Raw genomic sequence first — 15,281 nt, 5'->3', positions numbered from 1 at the left:
GTTTCCATGCCCACTCTTCCCAGCGATTCCGTCTGTAGCCTGGCCCCCGTCTTCGCCATCCAGCCCGATCAGGTCGAGGCCTTCAGGCGCCTGGGCGAGGCCATGCTGCAACGCACCCAGAGCGAACCCGGCTGCCTCTACTATGGCTTCTGCTACGACGGCGCCACGGCGCGCTGCCGCGAAGGCTATCGCGATGCCCAGGCGCTGCTGGCCCACCTGGACAACGTCGGCGATCTGCTGGAGCAGGCCCAGGCCATCGCCACCCTGGAACGCTTCGAGGTGTTCGGGGCGGCCGATCAGCTGGAGCAGCTGCGTGAGCCGCTGGCGGCGCTGAATGCGCGCTTCTTCGTCATGGCCGAAGGCTTCCGCCGCTGGTCTGGGTCGGCTTCTGCTGCGGCGCCAGGCGCGGCAGCAGCACCTTGAGAATGCGCTTGCGCGTCGGCACCACCAGCCGCTCCTGGAACAGCACGCAGAGCACCACCACCGCCAGCAGGAACAGCCAGTACCATTCGATGGAGTTGGTATAGGCCCCGGCGGCGGCGATACAGACCTCGCGATTGCCGCTCATACAGGCCTTGAGATCGCCGCCGATCAGCTGTTCCAGGGTCATGTAGATGCCCGACAGGGGCACATGCAGGGCGAACATCGACAGTGACGCCGCTCCCAGCCGCGGTGACCAGTGGCGGATGCGCTCGCTGACCGGTTCCCGTGCCAGCGCGGCCAGGTAGACCAGGATCAGTTGCGACGGCAGGAACAGGCCGTTGTGAAAGAGGAAGTACCAGAACTTGGGCCCATGGGTGAAGAGTGCCGTACCCAGGGCGAAACTCAGGATCAGGTAGCTCGCCAGCAACAGCCGCTGCCTTTCCGACGGCGCCCAGCCCCGCGCGTGCTGGCGGCGAAAGACGGCATACAGCAGGATGCCGGCGAGGAATTCCGGCAAGCGGAACAGGGGCACCCGTTGCAGGAGGCCGGTGAAGGGCATGCCATAGTTCTGGTTGGCGATCACCAGCAGCGGCGGAATCAGATAGAGCACCCAGACCAGCAGCAACAGCTGCCAGGGACGCTCGCTGGTCATCAGCCGCGGGGCCAGCTTGGGAAAGGTCAGATAGAAGAAGAACAGCGCCGAGATCGACCAGAGGGGCGCGTTGAAGGTGAGGTAATAGGGATTCCAGGCCTGCAGCATGAACAGCTGCAACACGGCGTTGAAGGCGAGCTCCGCGTTGGTCATGAAGTGCTGGAACAGTTCGGGGTTGGTTCGCGCCAGGGGTTCGTTGGTGTCGAACACCACGAAGCGGACACTGGCCGTGGCCGCGCCCGGCGGAATACCCAGACTGCCGATCCAGGTCACCACCGCCATCGCCAGCAGCAGGGCGAAGATGTGGATCGGATAGAGATTGGCGAAACGCTTGACCCAGAAGCTGCGCGCCGGCTCGCGCAGGCTGCCGCGACCGCAATAGACATGGGCGAGCAGAAAGCCGGAGAGCACGAAGAAGGTGCTGGTGGCGAAGAAGCCCATGCTGGTGATCTCGTCCAGCAGGGGGATGGTCTTGCGCTCGGGATAGAAATGGATGGTGTGGTAGACGACCACATAGAAACCCATCAGGAACCTGAGCCACTCCAGACCGATGAAGCGGTGTTTATCTAAAGTCTGCACTAAGGCGTTACTCGTCTGGCCTCGTCCACGGGACGATGGGTCCGGCCAACAGCGCCGGATCGGTTATGTTACCCGCACCTGACAACCGGGGCTGCTAACCGCGACCCAGTACACCGATCACCAGCCGATCCAGGGAACCCCACAGCCATTCGCGCGCCCGTCTCCACCAGGGGCGACTGCGCCAGAACTCCAGGGTGATCTCGCGGCTCTGGGCGAAATCCTTGACGAAGCTGGCCGCCACCGCCTGACTCAGGCCGCGATCCACTGCCTCGACATTGGCCTCCAGGTTGAACCTCAGATTCCAGTGATCGAAGTTGCAGGAGCCGACACTGACCCAGTTGTCCACCAGCACCATCTTGGCGTGGATGAATCTCGGCTGGTATTCGTAGATGCGTACACCGGCGCGCAACAGGCTGCGGTAGTAGCGCTGCCCGGCGAAACGCACCGGCGGATTGTCAGTGTGCCGGCCGGTGAGCAGCAGGCGCACGTCGACGCCGCGGCGCGCCGCGCGCCTGAGCGCCCAGCGCACGCGCCAGGTCGGCAGGAAATAGGGCGTGGCGAACCAGATGCGTTCCTGGCCACCCACCAGGGCACGAATCAGTGCCTGGAGGATGTCACGGTGCTGCCGGGCATCGGCATAGGCGACCCGGCCCTGCCCTTCCTGGGCAGCGGGCGGTGGCGGTGGACGCTCGCGTCCCCGCCGCGGACGCGGCTTCCAGGCGCGGCGGCGACCGACCGCTTCCCATTGGCGCTCGAACAGGGCCAGCCAGTCTTCCACCAGCGGACCCTGGATGCGCACCATGACCTCGTGCCAGTTGCAGTCGCTCTTGGCCGGATCCCAGAAGTCGTCAGTCGCGCCGCTACCACCGACAAAGGCTTCTTCGCCGTCGATGATGAAGATCTTGCGATGATCGCGATGCAGGTTATGCAGGCCGTGGCCGAAGCGCACGGGATTAAAGACGCGCAGCTCGGCGCCGGCTTCCTCGAGCTGACGGCGCAAGGCGGCGTCCATCCGCAGAGTACCGAAGCCATCGAACAGGCAACGTACCGCGACGCCCCGTCGGGCCGCCTCGGTCAGGGCCACTAGCAGTTGCTCGGAGCAGCTGCCGGCTTCCACCAGATAGAGTTCGACATCGATCTGGCGACTGGCACCAGCGATGGATTCGAGCATGGCCGGAAAGAACCGACCGCCGTCCACCAGCAATTCGAACCTGTTGTTTTCCCGCCATGGAAAGACGGCGCCCCGCATGCTTCCTACTCCGTGCCTGTGGCCATTGCATAAGAAGGCACGGACGAGTGTTCGTTCAGTGGCGTGCGTGGTTTGGCTGGCCAGGTGCCGGCCCGGGAGGTCCTGGCGGCCCTGGCCCGCCACCTGGCTCGCGGCCTGCGCCGATGGACGGCGGCTCGCCGCTGGCGCAGGCCGCAGGGCGCTTAGAGCGTTGGCTCGGGCCGCTTGGCGGCCCAGTCCACCTGCTGGGGGAAGCGTCCGGTCACCTCGGCGCTCAGCGGTCGGGAGACCAGGAAGCCCTGCATGATTTCGCAGCCGTGCTCGATCAGCCAGTCACGCTGCTCCAGGGTCTCCACGCCCTCGGCGATGACTTCCAGATCCAGGTTGCGGCCCAGCTCGAGGATGGTGCTGACGATGGCGGCGTCGCGCGAGGAGTCCAGCATGTTGGCGATGAACAACTGATCGATCTTGAGGGTGTCCAGCTCGAAGTGGCGCAGGTATGCCAGCGAGGAATAGCCGGTGCCGAAGTCATCCACCGCGATGCGCACACCGAGGGCCCGCAGTTGCGACAGCTGCGCCCGCGTGTAGTCGATGTCGTGCATCAGCGCCGACTCGGTCACCTCGATTTCCATCTGCCTGGGTTGCAACCCATGGGTCTCGATGATCTGGCGCAGGCTCTCCGCCAATTGCGGCATGCCAAACTGCACGGGACTGAGGTTGATGCTCAGCAACAGTTCGTCGCCGTAGATCTCCTGCAGGGACTGCAGCTTGGTGGCGCCTTCGCGGAAGATCCAGTCGCCGATGCGGTTGATCAGCCGGGTCTCTTCCAGCAGCGGAATGAAGACGCTGGGCGAGACCTTGCCGGCCACCGTGTGCTCCCAGCGCAGCAGCGCCTCGAAGCCGCGTAGGCGGCCATCGCGCAGATAGACCTGCGGCTGGTAGGCGAGGACGAAATCCTTGTTGTCGATGGCATTGCGCACGCTTTCTTCGAGCATCAGCCGGGAACGCGCACGGCCATTCATTTCCGGCGAGAAGAAGCGGTACTGCTGGCGTCCGCCGCGCTTGGCCTCGTACATGGCAATGTCGGCGGATCTCAGCAGGCCGTCCACGGTATGGCCACAATCGGGATAGCTGGCGATGCCGATGCTGGCGCCCAGGCTGACCTCCATGCCGTCGATGCGATGCACCGTGGCCAGCAGCTCCAGGAGCTTCTCGGCGACGCGGGCGGCATCCTCGGGATGCTCGAGGGAATCGAGCAGCGCGGTGAATTCGTCGCCGCCCATGCGGGCCAGGATGTCGTAGGGCCGCATGCAGCTCTTGAGCTGCTCGGCGACGATGCACAGCACCCGATCCCCGGCCTCGTGGCCGAGAGAATCATTGATGCGCTTAAAACCGTCGAGGTCGATGTAGAGCACGGCCATGCGCTTGCCGTTGCGACCGCTGCGCGCCAGCGCCGCTTCCAGGGTCTGGTTGAAGCCGCGGCGATTGAGCAGCCCGGTCAGGGCATCGGTGACGGCCTGGGATTCGAGCTGGTCCTGCAACTCGCGCATGCGCGACATGTCCAGGGCGATGATGACCATGGCCCGCTGCATGCGCGGCAGCGGCGCGCAGGACAGCGCCACCGGCAGGCTGTCGCCGCGATTGGTACGCAGGCGGGCGTCATGCAGGCGATAGGTCTCGCGACGGTCGTAGTGCTCCATGAAGGGCGAGGTCTGCCAGTCGTCGAGACCGCTGCCCCCTTCGAGGAAGTCGAGGAAGTTGGCATGCACCAGGTCACTGACGCTGCAGCGCAACATGCGGGCGATGGCGGCGTTGGCGAAGGTCACCCGGCCCTGCTCGTTGACGGTGAGGATGCCCTCGGCGGCATTGTCGAGCAGCGAGTCGCTGAAGGACTTGGCCAGTTCCAGCTGCTGGGTGGCCTGCAGCAACTCGCGACGATTGCGCTCGTGATCGAGCAGCGAGCGCACCTTGTGGCGGAGGATATTGGGATCGACGGGCTTGAGCAGATAGTCGACCGCGCCGGTGGCATAGCCACGCAACACCGATTCGTAGGAGTGGGCTTCGGCGGAGACGAAGATGATCGGGGTGAAGCGGGTGCGCAGGTTGCTGCGCATGATGCGCGCCACCTCGAAGCCGTCCATGATCGGCATCTGGACGTCGAGTAGCACCAGGTCCACGGTTTCGTCCAGCAGGTATTGCAGGGCACGCTCACCCGAGGCAGCGGTGATCACCCGCCAGTTCCCGACCTCCAGCACCGCCTGCATGGCGAACAGGTTCTCCTGGCGGTCGTCCACCACCAGCAATACCGGACCTTGCTCTGTCTGCGGCAACGGGCACTCCATCAAGCCTTTTCTCCCCGCGGCCTCTGCCGCCGTGCAGCAGCCATGTGCGGCTGGCTACCCCTTCCCTTCGTGTCCGTTATGCGATGTGTCGCTCCAACCCTACTAGCGTAGCAGCCGGACAGGAGCATGCCTCCTGCCAATCGGCGGGAGGCTCCCTTTACGACGTCTATCAGAGCGCAAAATGGAAAAGCAGTTTCCGCCGCCCCTCACGAGGGCGCGGAAACTGCGGGTCGCAGGCGACGAGCGGTCGTTACTGGGCCGGGGTGCCGGTGGCTCCCGGCAGGGGCCGCAGATTGACCTCGACGCGACGATTCTGCGCCCGGCCATCGGCGGTGGCGTTACTGGCGATGGGCGCATCGGGACCGGCGCCCCGGGTGCTCAGCCGCGCCGCGGGGACGCCCTGGGCGGTCAGGTAGCCGGCGACGTTCTGCGCCCGGCGCTGGGACAGCTCGACGTTGTGGGCGCGGCTGCCGGTGCTGTCGGTATAGCCGACGATCTCGATGCTGTTCTGGTCGAACTGCTTGAAGGAATTGGCCAGGTCGTTCAGCGGCTTGTAGAAGCTGTTGGCGATGTCGGCCGAATCGGTGGCGAAGGTGATGTTGCCGGGCATGATCAGCTTGATGTCATCGCCCTGGCGCTGCACCTCGACGCCGGTGTTTTCCATCTGCCGGCGCAATTCGGCTTCCTGGCGGTCGGCGTAGTAGCCGTAGCCCGCTGCCGCCGCACCCACGGCCGCGGCGCCGATCAGCGCACCCTTGCCCCGATGATTGTGATCGATGGCGGCACCGGCGACGGCGCCGGCAAGAGCGCCCAGGCCACCGTACTTGGCGGTGTTGGAGGTGCCACCGCTGGCCTGACCCTGATTTTCGTAGGGATTGGGGGAAGCGCATCCGGCCAGGGTGGCCAGGGCCAGGCTGGCGAGAAGGATACGGGTGGGCAGCGCCATGTCTTTACTCCTTGAAGATCCATTGCGGCGAACGGGGCCGCACCCGGCAATTCTAGCCGCGTGATCTGAATCGCAACTGAACGAAGCGGCGCCTCTGGACACTTATCGCGATAGTGAGCCTCTAAGCCCACGATAGGCAGAATCGAAGATGGATAGCTTGCATATCGATTTTTTACGATCTAAGGTTCGCTACAACCCAATATGACGATGCGACCGTGATGGACGAGATCCTCAAAGCCCTGGCCAATCCCCTGCGTCGCCAGATCCTCGACTGGCTGCGCGATCCCCGGCAGTACTTTCCGCACCAGGACCATGACCTGAACACCGGCGTCTGCGCCGGGCAAATCGAGGCCCGTGCCGGGTTGTCGCAATCGACGGTCTCGGCGCACCTGGCGGTATTGACCCGAGCCGGCCTGGTCACCACGCGGCGCATCGGTCAGTGGGTGTTCTACCAACGCGACGAGGCCGCCATCCAGGCCTTTCTGCAACGTCTCGCTCGCGAACTCTAGTCTGCAAGGAATCCTGATGCCCGCTTCTCTCATCGTGCTGGCGCTGAGCGCTTTCGCCATCGGCACCACCGAATTCGTCATCATGGGGCTGCTGCCCAACGTCGCCGCCGATCTCGGCGTGTCCATCCCCAGCGCCGGCTGGCTGGTCACCGGCTATGCCCTGGGTGTGGCCGTCGGCGCGCCCTTCATGGCCCTGGCCACGGCCCACTGGCCGCGCAAGCGCGCCCTGCTCGCCCTGATGGGCATCTTCATCGTCGGCAACCTGCTCTGCGCTGTCGCCAGCGGCTACAACATGCTGATGCTGGCGCGGGTGGTCACCGCCCTCTGCCATGGCGCCTTCTTCGGTATCGGCGCGGTCGTCGCCGCGAGCCTGGTCCCGGAGAATCGCCGCGCCTCGGCGGTGGCCCTGATGTTCACCGGCCTGACCCTGGCCAATGTGCTGGGCGTGCCCCTGGGTACCGCCCTGGGCCAGGCGGCCGGCTGGCGCTCGACCTTCTGGGCGGTGGTGATGATCGGCGTGGTCGCCCTGGTTGGGCTCTGGCGGGTACTGCCGGCCGACCGCAACCAGCCGCGCGCCGACCTGCGCCGGGAGCTGCTCGCCCTGCGCGGCCTGGGCTTCTGGCTGGCGCTGTCGATGACGGTGTTCTTCGCCGCCTCCATGTTCGCCCTCTTCACCTATGTGGCGCCGCTGCTGCAGGAAGTCACCGGTGTCTCGCCGCGAGGCGTCACCGGTACCCTGCTGCTGATCGGCCTGGGCCTGACCCTGGGCAACTTCATCGGCGGCCGGCTGGCCGACTGGCGCCTGGCCACCAGCCTGGTGGGCATCTTCGTCGCCCTGGCGCTGACCTCCGCCGCGCTACGCTGGACCGGCCATGCCTTCCTGCCCGCCGAGATCACCCTCTTCCTCTGGGCCGCGGCCGCCTTCGCCGCCGTGCCGGCCCTGCAGATCAACGTGGTCACCTTCGGCAAGGACGCGCCGAATCTGGTCTCGACCCTCAACATCGGCGCCTTCAACGTGGGCAATGCCCTCGGCGCCTGGGTCGGCGGCCTGGTGATCGACCACGGCCTGGGTCTTACCGCGGTACCCCTCGCCGCCAGCGGGCTCGCCCTGCTGGCGCTCATCGCCACCCTGCTGACTGCCAGCCAGGCCCGCAAGAGCGGCCTGGCGACCGCCAGCTAATCAAGAGAGCTAGCCATGACTCAGCTGTTCGAGCCGATCAAGATCGGCGCCCTGGAACTGCCCAACCGCGTCATCATGGCGCCCCTCACCCGCTGCCGCGCCGAACCGGGCCGGGGTCCCGGGCGATCTGATGGTCGAGTACTACGTGCAACGCGCCTCGGCAGGTCTGATCATCACCGAGGCCACCTCGGTGGACCCCATGGGCGTGGGCTATCCCGACACCCCCGGCATCTGGTCCGACGCGCAGGTGGCCGGCTGGCAACGCGTGACCACCGCCGTGCACAAGGCTGGTGGCCGCATCGTGCTGCAACTCTGGCATGTGGGGCGCATCTCCGATCCCCGTTACCTCGACGGCGAACTGCCGGTGGCGCCGAGCGCCATCGCCGCTCAGGGTCACGTCAGCCTGCTGCGTCCCAAGCGTGACTATGTCACCCCGCGGGCGCTGGAAACCGCCGAAATCCCCGGCATCGTCGCCGCCTATCGGCATGGCGCCGAGAACGCCAAGCGCGCCGGCTTCGATGGCGTCGAGGTCCATGGGGCCAATGGCTATCTGCTCGACCAGTTCCTGCAGAGCGACACCAACCAGCGCACCGACAACTATGGCGGCTCCATCGAGAACCGTGCCCGGCTGCTGCTGGAAGTGACCGATGCCTGCATCGATGTCTGGGGCGCCGATCGCGTCGGCGTGCATCTGTCCACCCGTGGCGACATGCACACCATGGGCGACAGCGACCCTGCCGCCACCTTTGGCCATGTCGCTCGCGAGCTGGGTCAGCGCCAGGTCGCCTTCATTTGCATCCGCGAAGCGGCTGGCAGCGACAGCCTGGGCCCGGACCTCAAGGCAGCCTTTGGTGGCGTCTACATCGCCAACGAGAAATTCGACAAGGCCAAGGCCAATGCCTGGCTGGAAGAAGGCAAGGCCGATGCCGTGGCCTTCGGCGTGCCCTTCATCGCCAACCCGGATCTGCCGCAACGGCTGGAGCAGGACGCCGCGCTGAACGAGCCGCACCCGGATACCTTCTACAGCAAGGGGCCGGTGGGCTACATCGACTATCCGCGGCTGTAATTTTCTCCGCCGATAGGAAAAGCCCGCCAATTGGCGGGCTTTTTTGTGGCCTTCACCGACGGCTGTGACAGCCATACCGTCGAAGCCCAGGGTCACGAGCACAGTTCATCCCTGTTGGGCTTCGCTGCGCTCAACCCAACCTACGTCGAGAATCGTAGGTTGGGTTGAGACGGCCTCATCGTCGAAGCCCAACAGGCACGAGCACGATGCATCCTTGTTGGGCTTCGCTGCGCTCAGCGCCAACCTACGTCGAGAGTCGTAGGTTGGGTTGAGACGGCCCTATCGTCGAAGCCCAACAGGCACGAGCACGATGCATCCCTGTTGGGCTTCGCTGCGCTCAACCCAACCTACGCCGAGAATCGTAGGTTGGGTTGAGACGGCCCTATCGTCGAAGCCCAACAGGCACGAGCACGATGCATCCCTGTTGGGCTTCGCTGCGCTTAGCGCCAACCTACGCCGGTGTAGGCCAGAACGCCCGGATCGCCGCCACGCCCTGGGCGCCGGCCTGCCAGGCGCCGGCGAGGTCGTCATCGCCCAGCCCTCCCAGCAGGTAGGCCGGCAGGTCGCAGTCGGCCAGCAGTTGCTGGGCCTTGACCCAGCCCAGGGTCGGGGCGCCGGGGTGGCTGGCGGTGGGCATCACCGGCGACAGGGTGACGAAATCCACGCCCATCTGCCGGGCCAGGGCCAGTTCCTCGGCGTCGTGGCAGGAAGCCGCCAGCAGGCGCTGCTCCGGGAAGGGCCGGCCATTGGGCGCATAGCGGCGCAACTGCTCGGCGGTCAGATGCCAGCCGGCGGCAGGAAAATCGCCCAGCCATTCCAGCGGCCCCTTGAGCATCAGCTGGGCGCGCCCGGTGCAGAGCCCCTGGACGTCGCCCGCCAGGTCGCGGTACTGCGGATCGAAGTTGTCCGGCGTGCGCAGCTGGACCAGGCGGATGCCACTGTCCAGAGCCCGGTGCAGGCCGTTGAGCAATTCCGCGGTGGTCAATTCGCCAGGAGTGATGAGGTAGCGGTCTGGCAGACGCGCCGCCTGGACGATGGGTCGGTTGGCCGCCGGGAAGTCGTAGTTGACCAGATCACGCGGGGCCACCCAGGCCAGCGGCTGGCCTTCGGCGCCATGGGCGTCGCCGGTAAAGGCGTCCACCTGCCAGACATCCAGCAGCACCGCCTGATCGGGATAGTCGTGGCGCACCTGCAGCAGCGGGCGAGCCGCTGTCACCTGGATACCCAGCTCCTCGGCCAGTTCGCGCGCCAGGGCCACGGCCGGCGCTTCACCGGCCTCCACCTTGCCTCCCGGAAATTCCCAGAGACCGCCCTGGTGCTTGTGCGCGGGGCGTTGGGCAATAAGGATCTGCCCCTGGGGGTCGCGGATCACCGCCGCGACGACATGCAGACGAGTCATGCGCTCTGCTCCTCCGTTTCAGCCTCCGCCAGCCAGCGCTGGAAGGCCGGCCAGGCGTAGACGGTTTTGACATAGGCGGCCGCCTCGACCGACAGTTCCACCCCGTAGCTGCGGAAGCGGCTGGCGACCGGGGCATAGAAGGCATCGGCAATGGTCGGCGTGCCGAACAGGTAAGGACCCTGCTGGCCGTAACGCTCGCGGCATTCGCGCCACAGCCGCTGGATGCGCTGGATGTCTTCCACCGCCTCCGCGGTGGTCGACTTCAGCCGCTGGCGGCGACGCAGGTCCATGGGCAGCTCGCGGCGCAGGGCGAGGAAGCCGCTGTGCATCTCGGCGCACAGCGCCCGGGCATGGGCGCGGGCAAGGGTGTCCGTCGGCCACAGCCCGGCATCGGGATAGGCCTCGGCGAGATACTCGACGATGGCTAGGGAATCCCAGATGGTGCCCTCGGCCAGCTTGAGCACCGGCACCTTGCCGGTAGGCGACTGGGCCTTGAGCAAGGCGCGGCTGTTGGGGGTATAGAGCGGGATCGACACCTCTTCAAAGGCAGCGCCGCTGAGCTCCATGGCCAGCCAGGCCCGTAGCGACCAGGAGGAGAAATTCTTGTTGCCGATCATGAGTTGCAGCTGGGACATGCGGGGATTCCTCGAAACGATGCGGCCCGCGAGGACCGCCGCAGGCGCCCGCCGGAGCGGACGCCCAGGCGCCGGGTAGCCGTCAGGTACGGTACTCGGCGTTGATCTTCACATAGTCGTGGGAGAGATCGGTGGTCCAGATGGTCTCGCTGTGGCTGCCGCGACCCAGCTCGATGCGGATCTCGATCTCCGCCTGGGCCATGACCCGCGCGCCCTGCTCTTCGGTGTAGGTGGCCGCGCGACCGCCCTGCTGGCAGATCTGCACGCCACCAAGGAAGACGTCGATCAGGCTGACATCCAGCTGGGGCACGCCAGCCCGGCCGACAGCGGCGAGGATGCGGCCCCAGTTGGGGTCGGAGGCGAACAGCGCGGTCTTGATCAGCGGCGAATGGGCCACGGCATAGCCGACGTCCAGGCACTCCTGGGCATTGCCGCCACCATTGACCTGCACGGTGACGAACTTGGTGGCACCCTCGCCGTCACGCACGATGGCCTGGGCCAGTTCGGCGAATACCGCGAAGATCGCATCGCGCAGCTGCTCGAAGGCCGTGCCGCTGGGCTGGGTGATTTCCGCCATGGCCGCCTGGCCGGTGGCCACCAGCATGCAGCAGTCGTTGGTGGAGGTGTCGCCATCGATGGTGATGCGGTTGAAGGAGCGGTTGGCGGCATCGGCCAGCAGATCCTGCAACAGGCCCCGCGCGACCTTGGCGTCGGTGGCCACATAGCCGAGCATGGTCGCCATGTTCGGCTTGATCATGCCGGCGCCCTTGCTGATGCCGGTCACGGTAACGGTGGCGCCGTCCACCTGGAACTGACGGCTGGCGCCCTTGGGCAGGGTGTCGGTGGTCATGATGCCGGTGGCGGCAGCGGCCCAGTTGTCCTCGGCCAGATCGGCCAGGGCGGCCGGCAGCGCGGCTTCGATCTTTTCCACCGGCAGCGGTTCGCCGATCACCCCGGTGGAGAACGGCAGCACCGCCTCCTCGCCGACGCTGGCCAGGGTGGCCAGGGTCTTGGTGGTGCGCTCGGCCGCGGCCAGACCGGGCTGCCCGGTACCGGCGTTGGCGTTGCCGGTGTTGGTCAGCAGGTAGCGCACGGGACCGGCGAAGCGCTGGCGGGCGACGATCACCGGCGCGGCGCAGAAGGCGTTTAGGGTGAAGACCCCGGCCACGCTGGAGCCTTCGGCACAGCGCATCACCACCACATCCTTGCGCCCGGGACGCTTGATGCCGGCGGAGGCGATACCGAGTTCGAAACCGGGAACCGGGTGCAGCGTGGAGAGCGGACCGAGACCGACAGCCATGGGAAAACTCCAGTGAAAGAAAAGGAAACGCCGCGAGCGGAAAACCGGTCGCGGCGTGGAAAGCAGCCTTCCCGCGCCCGCCTCGCCCAGCCTGGGCAAGGGGCGCAGACAGCCTAGCGGGTGGAGTTTACAACCTGTCGGCGGCTATGCCGACAGGTTGCCGTCGCCACGGCTGCCCGGGCCGGCCCTCAGTCGAGCTTGCCGTGGCACTGCTTGTACTTCTTGCCGGAGCCACAGGGGCACGGCTCGTTGCGACCGATCTTCTGGTCATTGCGCTGGGGCTGCAAGGGCACCACGGTGTCTTCGCCCTGCTCATCCTCGAGCACCTCGGGGTCGACCAGCGAAGGCGCCTCGGCGTGCTGGAACTGCATGCGCTCGGCCAGGGCTTCGGCCTCGCGGCGCATGCGCTCCTCTTCCTCGGCCGGATCTTCCCGGCGTACCTGGACGTGGGACAGCACGCGAATGGTGTCGCGCTTGATGCTGTCCAGCAGTTCCTGGAACAGGTTGAAGGACTCGCGCTTGTATTCCTGCTTGGGATTCTTCTGGGCGTAGCCGCGCAGATGGATGCCGTGACGCAGGTGATCCATGGTGGTGAGGTGGTCCTTCCAGAGGTCGTCGACCACCCGCAGCAGCATCTGCTTCTCGAAGTTGCGCAGGGCCTCGCGACCGGCCATGTCTTCCTTTTCCAGGTAGGCCGCTTCGAGCTGCTCGAGGATCTTCACCCGCAGGGTGTCCTCGTACAGCTTGTCGTCTTCGTCCAGCCATTGGCCGATGGGCAGTTGCTGACCGAAGACGCTGTAGATCTCGGCTTCCAGGCCGGGAACGTCCCACTGCTCGGGCAGCGACTGCGGCGGGATGTGCTCGTTGACCACCTGGGTCAGGGTCTCCTCGCGGAAGCCCTTGATGGTGTCGCCGACGTCTTCGTTCTCCAACAGGGTGTCGCGCATGTGATAGATCACCTTGCGCTGCTCGTTGGCCACGTCATCGTATTCCAGCAGCTGCTTGCGGATATCGAAGTTGCGGCCTTCGACCTTGCGTTGCGCCTTTTCGATGGCGTTGGTGACCATGCGGTGCTCGATGGCCTCGCCGCCCTGCATGCCCAGGGCCTTCATGAAGTTCTTTACCCGGTCGGAGGCGAAGATGCGCATCAGGCTGTCTTCCAGCGACAGGTAGAAGCGGCTGGAACCCGGGTCGCCCTGGCGACCCGCACGACCGCGCAGCTGGTTGTCGATCCGCCGGGATTCGTGGCGCTCGGAGGCGATCACGTGCAGGCCGCCGGCATCGATGACCTGCTTGTGGCGCGCCTGCCAGGCGGCCTTGATCGCGGCGATCTGCTCCTCGGTGGGATTCTCCAGGGCCGCGACTTCCACTTCCCAGTTGCCGCCGAGCAGGATGTCGGTACCACGACCGGCCATGTTGGTGGCGATGGTCACGGCGCCCGGACGACCGGCCTGGGCGATGATCTCGGCTTCCCGTTCGTGGTACTTGGCGTTGAGCACCTTGTGCTCGATGCCGGCCTGGGTCAGCAGCTGGTCGACGTACTCGGAGCTCTCGATGGAGGCGGTACCCACCAGCACCGGACGGCCTTCGGCCTGGCACTGCTTCACGTCCTCGATGATGGCCTGGTACTTCTCGGCCTGGGTCAGGTAGACCAGGTCGTTGAAGTCCTTACGGGCGATCTCGCGGTGGGTCGGGATCACCAGCACGTCGAGGTTGTAGATCTGGCGGAATTCGAAGGCCTCGGTGTCGGCGGTACCGGTCATGCCACCGAGCTTGTTGTACAGGCGGAAGTAGTTCTGGAAGGTGGTCGAGGCCAGGGTCTGGCTCTCGGGCTGGATCGGCAGTCCTTCCTTGGCCTCGATGGCCTGGTGCAGGCCTTCGGAGAGGCGGCGGCCCGGCATGGTCCGGCCGGTGTGCTCGTCGATCAGCAGCACCTGGTCCTGCTGGACGATGTACTCGACGTTGCGATGGAACAGGGTGTGGGCGCGCAGGCCGGCGAACACGTGAGTCAGGAGGCCCAGGTTGTGCGCGGAGTAGAGGCTCTCGCCCTCGGCCAGCAGACCGGTCTCGGTGAGCATCTCCTCGATGAACTGGTGACCCAGCTCGGTGATCTCCACCTGGCGGGTCTTTTCATCGATGGTGTAGTGGCCGACCTGGGTCGGATTGCCTTCCTCTTCCTCGATGTGCTGCTGCAGGCGCGGGATCAGCAGGTTGATCTTCTGGTAGAGCTCGGAGCTGTCTTCGGCCTGGCCGGAGATGATCAGCGGGGTCCGGGCTTCGTCGATGAGGATGGAGTCCACCTCGTCGACCACCGCGAAGTTCAGCTCGCGCTGGTACTTCTCGGCCATGCTGAAGGCCATGTTGTCGCGCAGGTAGTCGAAGCCGAATTCGTTGTTGGTGCCGTAGGTGATGTCCGAGGCGTAGGCGGCGCGTTTCTCTTCCGGCGGCTGGAACGGCAGGATGATGCCGACCGACAGGCCGAGGAACTCGTACAGCGGCCGCATCCAGTTGGCGTCGCGGCGGGCCAGGTAGTCGTTCACCGTGACCACATGGACGCCCTTGCCGGACAGCGCATTGAGATAGACCGGCAGGGTGCCCACCAGGGTCTTGCCCTCACCGGTACGCATCTCGGCGATCTTGCCTTCGTGCAGCGCGGCGCCGCCGATCAGCTGGACGTCGAAGTGACGCATGCCCATGACCCGCTTGCCGGCCTCGCGGACCACGGCGAAGGCCTCGGGCATCAGCACGTCGAGGGACTCGCCCTGCGCGACGCGCTGCTTGAATTCCTCGGTCTTGGCGCGCAGTTGCTCGTCGCTCAGGGAGGCAATCTGGGATTCCAACGCATTGGTGGCCACCACGACCTTGCCTAGGCGTTTGACATCTCGTTCGTTCTTGCTTCCAAAGAATTTCTTCAACAAAGGCGCAAACATATCGACTGGAATTCTTCCGCTGGAATGAGGGGAGCGAAACGGGCGGCAAGGCCTCTGCAGAGCCTGGCCAGACGCCTGGGCGCGGGGGTTGA

10 protein-coding genes and 2 pseudogenes are annotated in these 15,281 nt (G+C 65.9%); 4 read left to right on the top strand and 8 right to left on the bottom strand.

The window, feature by feature from the left end:
* The first annotated feature begins 6 nt into the window (after positions 1–6).
* On the top strand, positions 7–423 hold the full coding sequence (locus tag QE393_RS01340) for an antibiotic biosynthesis monooxygenase (RefSeq protein ID WP_310041714.1): 417 nt from the start codon (positions 7–9) through the stop codon (positions 421–423).
* Here the strand turns inward: QE393_RS01340 and QE393_RS01335 are convergent.
* From QE393_RS01335 to QE393_RS01320, 4 genes and pseudogenes are all read right to left on the bottom strand, one after another.
* Positions 350–1,654 (bottom strand): acyltransferase, encoded by a 1,305-nt coding sequence (locus tag QE393_RS01335; protein WP_310041712.1) that lies wholly within the window; start codon positions 1,652–1,654, stop codon positions 350–352. The two genes, QE393_RS01340 and QE393_RS01335, sit on opposite strands and share 74 nt — an antisense overlap.
* A gap of 94 nt (positions 1,655–1,748) precedes the next feature.
* A complete protein-coding gene (locus QE393_RS01330) occupies positions 1,749–2,903 on the bottom strand; it encodes a phosphatidylserine/phosphatidylglycerophosphate/cardiolipin synthase family protein (RefSeq protein WP_273810000.1) in 1,155 nt (384 codons plus the stop codon).
* A 182-nt stretch (positions 2,904–3,085) separates the two neighbouring features.
* The gene (locus tag QE393_RS01325) at positions 3,086–5,224 is read right to left on the bottom strand and encodes a bifunctional diguanylate cyclase/phosphodiesterase (RefSeq protein ID WP_273810002.1); all 2,139 of its coding nucleotides are present in this window, start codon (positions 5,222–5,224) and stop codon (positions 3,086–3,088) included.
* Between the two features lie 250 nt (positions 5,225–5,474).
* Positions 5,475–6,193 (bottom strand): annotated as a pseudogene (locus QE393_RS01320) (OmpA family protein).
* A 195-nt stretch (positions 6,194–6,388) separates the two neighbouring features.
* On the opposite strand from QE393_RS01320, the gene QE393_RS01315 reads away from it, so the two are divergent.
* The 3 genes and pseudogenes from QE393_RS01315 to QE393_RS01305 all read left to right on the top strand — a co-directional run bounded on the left by QE393_RS01315 (position 6,389) and on the right by QE393_RS01305 (position 8,925).
* The gene (locus tag QE393_RS01315; protein ID WP_273810005.1) at positions 6,389–6,679 is read left to right on the top strand and encodes a helix-turn-helix transcriptional regulator; all 291 of its coding nucleotides are present in this window, start codon (positions 6,389–6,391) and stop codon (positions 6,677–6,679) included.
* 16 nt (positions 6,680–6,695) lie between these two features.
* Positions 6,696–7,859 (top strand): MFS transporter, encoded by a 1,164-nt coding sequence (locus QE393_RS01310; protein ID WP_273810007.1) that lies wholly within the window; start codon positions 6,696–6,698, stop codon positions 7,857–7,859.
* A 15-nt stretch (positions 7,860–7,874) separates the two neighbouring features.
* A pseudogene (locus QE393_RS01305) lies at positions 7,875–8,925 on the top strand (alkene reductase).
* Positions 8,926–9,376: 451 nt separating this feature from the next.
* Here the strand turns inward: QE393_RS01305 and QE393_RS01300 are convergent.
* The 4 genes from QE393_RS01300 to secA all read right to left on the bottom strand — a co-directional run bounded on the left by QE393_RS01300 (position 9,377) and on the right by secA (position 15,189).
* The gene (locus QE393_RS01300; RefSeq protein ID WP_273810009.1) at positions 9,377–10,324 is read right to left on the bottom strand and encodes a Nudix family hydrolase; all 948 of its coding nucleotides are present in this window, start codon (positions 10,322–10,324) and stop codon (positions 9,377–9,379) included.
* Positions 10,321–10,959, bottom strand: a complete 639-nt coding sequence (locus QE393_RS01295) for a glutathione S-transferase family protein (RefSeq protein WP_273810011.1) — start codon at positions 10,957–10,959, stop codon at positions 10,321–10,323. The genes QE393_RS01300 and QE393_RS01295 overlap by 4 nt, the downstream gene beginning before the upstream one ends.
* 82 nt (positions 10,960–11,041) lie before the next feature.
* The gene (argJ, locus tag QE393_RS01290; RefSeq protein WP_273810012.1) at positions 11,042–12,259 is read right to left on the bottom strand and encodes a bifunctional glutamate N-acetyltransferase/amino-acid acetyltransferase ArgJ; all 1,218 of its coding nucleotides are present in this window, start codon (positions 12,257–12,259) and stop codon (positions 11,042–11,044) included.
* A 188-nt stretch (positions 12,260–12,447) separates the two neighbouring features.
* Entirely contained in the window at positions 12,448–15,189 is a 2,742-nt protein-coding gene (secA, locus tag QE393_RS01285; RefSeq protein WP_187981174.1) for a preprotein translocase subunit SecA, read from the bottom strand.
* Between the last annotated feature and the right edge of the window lie 92 nt (positions 15,190–15,281).

Source organism: Pseudomonas sp. SORGH_AS_0211, assembly GCF_031453455.1.
GTDB lineage: Bacteria > Pseudomonadota > Gammaproteobacteria > Pseudomonadales > Pseudomonadaceae > Chryseomonas > Chryseomonas aestiva.
This window is presented reverse-complemented; position numbering and strand designations above follow the sequence as displayed.

What these genes read in the sequence shown, in the direction of transcription:
- QE393_RS01330 (WP_273810000.1), bottom strand. Translation starts at nt 2,903, where the DNA reads ATGCGGGGCGCCGTCTTTCCATGGCGGGAAAACAACAGGTTCGAATTG.
- argJ (WP_273810012.1), bottom strand. Translation starts at nt 12,259, where the DNA reads ATGGCTGTCGGTCTCGGTCCGCTCTCCACGCTGCACCCGGTTCCCGGT.
- QE393_RS01340 (WP_310041714.1), top strand. Translation starts at nt 7, where the DNA reads ATGCCCACTCTTCCCAGCGATTCCGTCTGTAGCCTGGCCCCCGTCTTC.
- secA (WP_187981174.1), bottom strand. Translation starts at nt 15,189, where the DNA reads ATGTTTGCGCCTTTGTTGAAGAAATTCTTTGGAAGCAAGAACGAACGA.
- QE393_RS01310 (WP_273810007.1), top strand. Translation starts at nt 6,696, where the DNA reads ATGCCCGCTTCTCTCATCGTGCTGGCGCTGAGCGCTTTCGCCATCGGC.
- QE393_RS01300 (WP_273810009.1), bottom strand. Translation starts at nt 10,324, where the DNA reads ATGACTCGTCTGCATGTCGTCGCGGCGGTGATCCGCGACCCCCAGGGG.
- QE393_RS01295 (WP_273810011.1), bottom strand. Translation starts at nt 10,959, where the DNA reads ATGTCCCAGCTGCAACTCATGATCGGCAACAAGAATTTCTCCTCCTGG.
- QE393_RS01325 (WP_273810002.1), bottom strand. Translation starts at nt 5,224, where the DNA reads ATGGAGTGCCCGTTGCCGCAGACAGAGCAAGGTCCGGTATTGCTGGTG.
- QE393_RS01315 (WP_273810005.1), top strand. Translation starts at nt 6,389, where the DNA reads ATGGACGAGATCCTCAAAGCCCTGGCCAATCCCCTGCGTCGCCAGATC.